We start from the raw sequence: 5,290 nt of genomic DNA on the forward strand, positions 1-5,290 counted from the left end.
GCACATATTTGTCGTTGAAGATGTTGAGGCCCTTGTTCTCCATCGCGCCCATGTTGAAGTCGGACACCGCGACGATGTTGAAGACGTCGAGGTCGTATTCGCGGCCGAACGCCTCCTCGTCCCATTTCATCGACCGTTTCAGGGCGTCCATGGCATAGCCGGCGAGCCCCTCCTTGCCCGGCTCGACATAGATGCCGAGCTCGACCTTCCGGCCAGACAACGTGACGAAGCTGTCCGCCACCTTGCCGAGAGCGCCCGCCACCAGGGCGAACAGATAGGACGGCTTGGGGAAGGGGTCGTGCCAGACTGCGTAATGCCAGCCGTCGGCAAGTTCGCCACTGCCAGCCGGGTTGCCGTTGGAAAGAAGCAGTGGCGCCTCGTGGTGCCGCGCCTCGATGCGCACCGTATAGACGGACAGGATATCGGGACGGTCGAGAAAATAGGTGATGCGCCGAAAGCCCTCGGCCTCGCATTGCGTGCAATAGACGTTGCTGGAGCGATAAAGGCCCATCAGGGCTTCGTTGTGCGCCGGCGCCAACTCGGTTTCGATCAGGAGTTGGAAGCGGGATGCTGCGGGCAGCGTGGTGATCGTCAGCTGATCGGGCGTGGCAAGAAAATCTGCCGGCGTGAGTGTCCGGCCGTCGATTGCGAGGCGGCTGAGCGTCAATCCATCGCCGTCCAGCACCAGTGGCACTGACGCCGCGACACCGTCGCGGCGTTCGACCGTCAGCACGGCGATGACGCGCGTGGCTTCTGGTGACAGGCGGAAAGTCAGGCCGGTTTTCGGAATGAGATAATCGGTGGGGCGATAGTCTTCGAGCTTGAAGACCTGGCCGGTGTCCGTGCGCATTCCGTGGGGTTTCCTGTCGATTCCCGCAGCGGCAGGTGGGTCCGCTGGTCTAAGAAATTTGAAGCACGCGCTCTTTACACGAAACCGTCACTCGACAAAACTGGCGCAGTGCCTATTTCAGGCACTCGTTCTCCCATCATCATCGCGAGGCATTCATGACTGTCGTCACACCGAAATTCGGCATGGGCGCCTCTGTGCTGCGTCGCGAGGACCAAGCCTTCATCAAGGGTCTCGGTCGCTACACGGACGACATCCAGCCGGCTGGCCTCCTGCACGGCTACGTCCTGCGATCGCCGGTGGCCAAGGCAAGCTTCACCATCGGTTCGACCGAGGCGGCCAAGGTGGCACCTGGCGTCCATCTGGTGCTGACTGGTGCGGACCTTGCTCATCTCGGCAAGCTGAAATCCGGCGTCATGCAGAGGCAGCCGGACGGCACCAAGGCGCCGACCCGCGACATTCCGGTCCTTTGCTGCGACCGAGTCAATTATGTCGGCGACGCCGTTGCCTTCGTCGTCGCCGACAGCCGCACCCTGGCGCAGGACGCGGCCGAATTGATCGAGGTCGATTACGAGGCCGAGGATGCCGCGTCCGGCACCGCCACGGCGCTTGACGAAGGCACGCCGCTGGTCTGGCCGGAACTCGGCTCCAACCGTGCCTTCAGCTACCACATCGGCGACCAGGCGAAGACCGCGGCGGCATTCGCCAGGGCGACGCATGTCACCCGCATAGAGTTCATCAACAACCGGCTGGTCTGCAACTACATCGAGCCGCGCTCGGCGATCGGCGTGTGGAACACGCAAGAGAATCGCTTCGTGCTGACCACGGGCTCGCAGGGCGTGCATTCCATGCAGTACATCCTGGCCGATGTGTTCAAGATCAGGAAGAACCAGCTGCGCGTCATCACGCCTGATGTCGGCGGCGGCTTCGGACCGAAAAGCTTCGTCTATCGCGAACATCCGCTGGTGCTCGAGGCCGCCAGGCGCCTTGGCCGCCCGGTGAAATGGGCCGGCGACCGCACCGAGCATTTCCTCACCGATGCGCAAGGCCGCGACAATGTCGTGACCGCTGAGATGGCAATGGACAAGGACGGCCGCTTCCTCGGCATGAAGGTCGATCTTCTCGCCAATATCGGCGCCTATGTCTCGCAATACGGCCCATTCATCCCCTATATCGGCGTCACCATGTCGACCGGCGTCTACGACATCCAGGCGCTCGATGTTTCGGTGACCGGCCTCTACACCAATACCTGCCCGGTCGATGCCTATCGCGGTGCCGGCCGCCCGGAAGCAGCATTCCTCCTGGAAAAGCTCGTCGACGCCTGCGCCCACGATCTGGGCTTGCCAGTCGAAGAGATCCGCCGGCGCAATTTCATTCGGCCTGAGCAGTTTCCCTATCGCACGCAGACGGACCGCCTCTATGATACCGGCGAATTCGCAGGCCATATGGACCGCGCCATCGAAGAGGCGGAGTGGCGGGCGTTTCCGGAGCGGCTGGCGCAATCGAAGGTGGCCGGCAAAATCCGCGGCATCGGCATGGCGACTTATATCGAGGCCTGTGCCTTTCCGGGCTCTGAACCGGCCTTTGTCGAATTGAACGGCGACGGCACGGTGACGCTGAAGATCGGCACCCAGACCAACGGGCAGGGGCACGCGACGGCTTATGCGCAGTTCCTCTCGGAAAAGCTTCATCTCGACATCGACAAGATCCATGTCCGCCAGGGCGACACCGACGAACTGAAAGCCGGCGGCGGCACCGGCGGCTCGCGCTCCATACCCCTTGGCGGTGTATCAGCTTCTCGCGCGGGCGAGGATCTGGCCAACAAGATCAAGCGCATCGCAGCGGATGAGTTGGAAGCCTCGGCCGGCGACATCGAATTGTTCAACGGCGTTGCCCGCATCGTCGGCACCGACCGCATGATCGATTTTTCGGCCATCGCCAAGGCCGCCAAGAACCCGGACGATCTCAAGGGCTTTGGAGAATTCGCGCAGGACGAATGCACCTATCCGAACGGCACCCACATCTGCGAAGTCGAGATCGCTCCCGACACCGGCATGACGGAGATTGTCCGCTATACGATCGTCGACGATTTCGGCGTCACCGTGAACCCGATTCTGCTGGCCGGCCAGGTGCATGGCGGCGTCGTCCAGGGCATCGGCCAGGCGCTGACGGAGAACACCGTCTATGACGACGACGGGCAGCTGTTGACGGCGAGCTTCATGGATTACGCCATGCCGCGCGCCGACGATTTCCCGTTCTTCCATTTCGAGACCCGCAACGTGCCCTCGACCACCAATGCACTTGGCATCAAGGGAGCAGGCGAGGCGGGCACGATCGGAGCAACGCCGGCCGCGCTCAACGCGGTGACGGATGCGCTCTATCGCGCCTACGGCATCAGGCATATCGACATGCCGGCAACACCGGCGCGCATCTGGGCTGCGATCCAGGAAGCAGCTGCTAAGTGAACCCGACGGACCATCCCGGCGGGCACAACACGCTGACCGGGATCATGCTCAAGATCGTGTCGGTGGCGGTCTTTGTCGCCATGTCGTCCTGCATCAAGGCGGCGGGCACGGTGCCGGCCGGCCAGATCGTCTTCTTCCGCTCCTTTTTCGCCATCTTTCCGATCGTCGTCTTCCTGGCCTTCCAGGGAAAGCTTGGCACCGCGTTTTCGACCAAGCGCCCGCTCAACCACATTGCGCGCGGCGTTGTAGGCGTCTGCGCCATGGGGCTTGGCTTCTTCGCGCTGATACGGCTGCCGCTGCCGGAAGCGATCACGCTGAACTACGCACAGCCGCTGCTGGTGGTGGTGTTCAGTTCGATCTTCCTCGGCGAAGCGATCCGCGTCTATCGCTGGAGCGCGGTTGCGGTTGGACTGGTCGGGGTGCTGGTCATCTCATGGCCGGAACTGACGCTGCTGGGTTCGGGCGCAGCACTCGGCGATCAGGAGGTGCTCGGCGTCATCGCCGCCCTGGTCGCGGCAGCGATCTCGGCTGTCGCCATGCTGCTGGTGCGCAATCTCGTCCAGAGCGAGCCTACGGCAACCATCGTGCTGTGGTTTTCGGTGACGGCGAGCGTCCTGGCGTTGCTTTCGCTGCCGTTCGGCTGGCAGGCGCTGACCCCGGTCCAGGCGGGCCTGCTCATTGCTGCAGGCTTTTGCGGCGGGGTCGCTCAGATTCTGATGACGGCAGCCTATCGCCATGCCGAGGCCTCGGTCGTGGCGCCCTTCGAATACACGTCGATGCTGCTTGGCATAGTCGTCGGCTATCTCGCTTTCGGCGACGTCCCGACGGTTCATATGCTCATCGGCGGCCTGATCGTCGTTGCCGCTGGCATCTTCATCATCTGGCGCGAGCGACAGCTTGGCCTCGAACGTGCCCGCACCCGCCAGGCGACCCCGCCGCAAGGATGATCAGGGCAGCTCGGCCCGGTCTTTCGCCAATCGCACCAGCACCGTCCGCGTTTGTTCGTCGGCGGGAAAAAAGGATTCGATCGCCAGTTCCGACAGCGTCACGTCAAGCGGCGTGCCGAACACGGTGATGGTGCTGATGAACGACAGCACGGCATCGCCATGCGCGAGCCGCAGCGGGTGCACGATCGCGTTCGGCTCAACCGGCACCGGCCGTGCGCCGTTCAGGCCGGACCGATAGGTCCGAAGCTCGCGCTCCAGTTCGACCAGAACCGGATCGCCAGCAGCGTCGTTCTGGCGTTTCAGCCGATCGAGAAGATGCGCGCGCCATTCGGCGAGGTTGACGATGCGCGGCGCGACGCCACCGGGGTGCAGACTGAGCCGCAGCACATTGACCGGGGGCGTCAGCAAGGACGCCTCGGCGACGTCGGCGAGGAACGGACCGATGGCGGCGTTTGCCGATACTAGGTTCCAGTGCCGGTCGACAGCGAGCGCTGGGAAGGGTTCGTGCCCCTTGAGCACGATCTCGATGGCTGCCATCGCCGGCGCCAGCGAGGCATCGGTGAGCGAACGCTCGCTGAAGCTAGGGGCAAAGCCCGCGGCCAGCAGGAGCTGGTTGCGCTGCCTCAGCGGGATCGACAGCTGCTCGGCCAGATGCAGCACCATGTCGCGCGAGGGCGCCGCGCGGCCGCTTTCCACGAAGCTCAGATGCCGCTGCGAGATTTCGGCTTCCATGGCGAGATCGAGTTGGCTCATGCGCCGGCGCGTGCGCCATTCGCGAATAAGGCTGCCGGCGGAAGTCTGGGTTGCTGTCATGAGCGCATGACTAGGCCGGCAGCGGATGTATTTCAATTACCGGCAAGGTTATAGCGGGGCGAAGAAACGCTGGTCGTCAACCGAGCGCCCGCAGCTTCGCTTTCACCTCGAGGAAATCCCGCCACGCCAGCTTCTTGTGAGCGGGGGTTCTCAAGAGATAGGCCGGGTGAAGGGTCGGCATGGCGGGAATGGCAATACCGGAGGCGGGCGGGTGGACG

Annotated in this window: 4 protein-coding genes and 1 pseudogene; 2 read left to right on the plus strand and 3 right to left on the minus strand. The window is 63.5% G+C overall.

The genetic code is table 11. The features are described 5' to 3' along the window. The coding region (locus EOA85_RS26530) for a M1 family aminopeptidase (RefSeq protein WP_281033789.1) at positions 1 to 850 on the minus strand (850 nt) is incomplete at its 3' end. A 155-nt stretch (positions 851 to 1,005) separates the two neighbouring features. On the opposite strand from EOA85_RS26530, the gene EOA85_RS26535 reads away from it, so the two are divergent. Together EOA85_RS26535 and EOA85_RS26540 are read left to right on the plus strand one after the other, a co-directional pair. Then, complete coding sequence (locus tag EOA85_RS26535) at positions 1,006 to 3,312, plus strand: xanthine dehydrogenase family protein molybdopterin-binding subunit (protein WP_127211743.1); 2,307 nt, start codon at positions 1,006 to 1,008, stop codon at positions 3,310 to 3,312. A gap of 44 nt (positions 3,313 to 3,356) precedes the next feature. Beyond that, positions 3,357 to 4,259, plus strand: coding sequence for a DMT family transporter (locus tag EOA85_RS26540; protein ID WP_095519922.1), 903 nt, complete (start codon positions 3,357 to 3,359; stop codon positions 4,257 to 4,259). Here EOA85_RS26540 and EOA85_RS26545 read toward each other — a convergent pair whose 3' ends face one another. After that, positions 4,260 to 5,072, minus strand: coding sequence for a helix-turn-helix transcriptional regulator (locus tag EOA85_RS26545; protein WP_127211744.1), 813 nt, complete (start codon positions 5,070 to 5,072; stop codon positions 4,260 to 4,262). Positions 5,073 to 5,148: 76 nt separating this feature from the next. Continuing rightward, positions 5,149 to 5,290 (minus strand): annotated as a pseudogene (locus EOA85_RS39340) (uracil-DNA glycosylase); the annotation flags it as partial.

The sequence above is a fragment of the Mesorhizobium sp. M5C.F.Ca.IN.020.29.1.1 genome (genome assembly GCF_003997375.1).
Classification (GTDB): Bacteria; Pseudomonadota; Alphaproteobacteria; order Rhizobiales; family Rhizobiaceae; genus Mesorhizobium; species Mesorhizobium wenxiniae.

Bases quoted from the DNA above. Each gene is read 5' to 3' on its own strand.
- EOA85_RS26535 (WP_127211743.1), top strand. From the start codon at position 1,006: ATGACTGTCGTCACACCGAAATTCGGCATGGGCGCCTCTGTGCTGCGT.
- EOA85_RS26540 (WP_095519922.1), top strand. From the start codon at position 3,357: ATGCTCAAGATCGTGTCGGTGGCGGTCTTTGTCGCCATGTCGTCCTGC.
- EOA85_RS26545 (WP_127211744.1), bottom strand. From the start codon at position 5,072: ATGACAGCAACCCAGACTTCCGCCGGCAGCCTTATTCGCGAATGGCGC.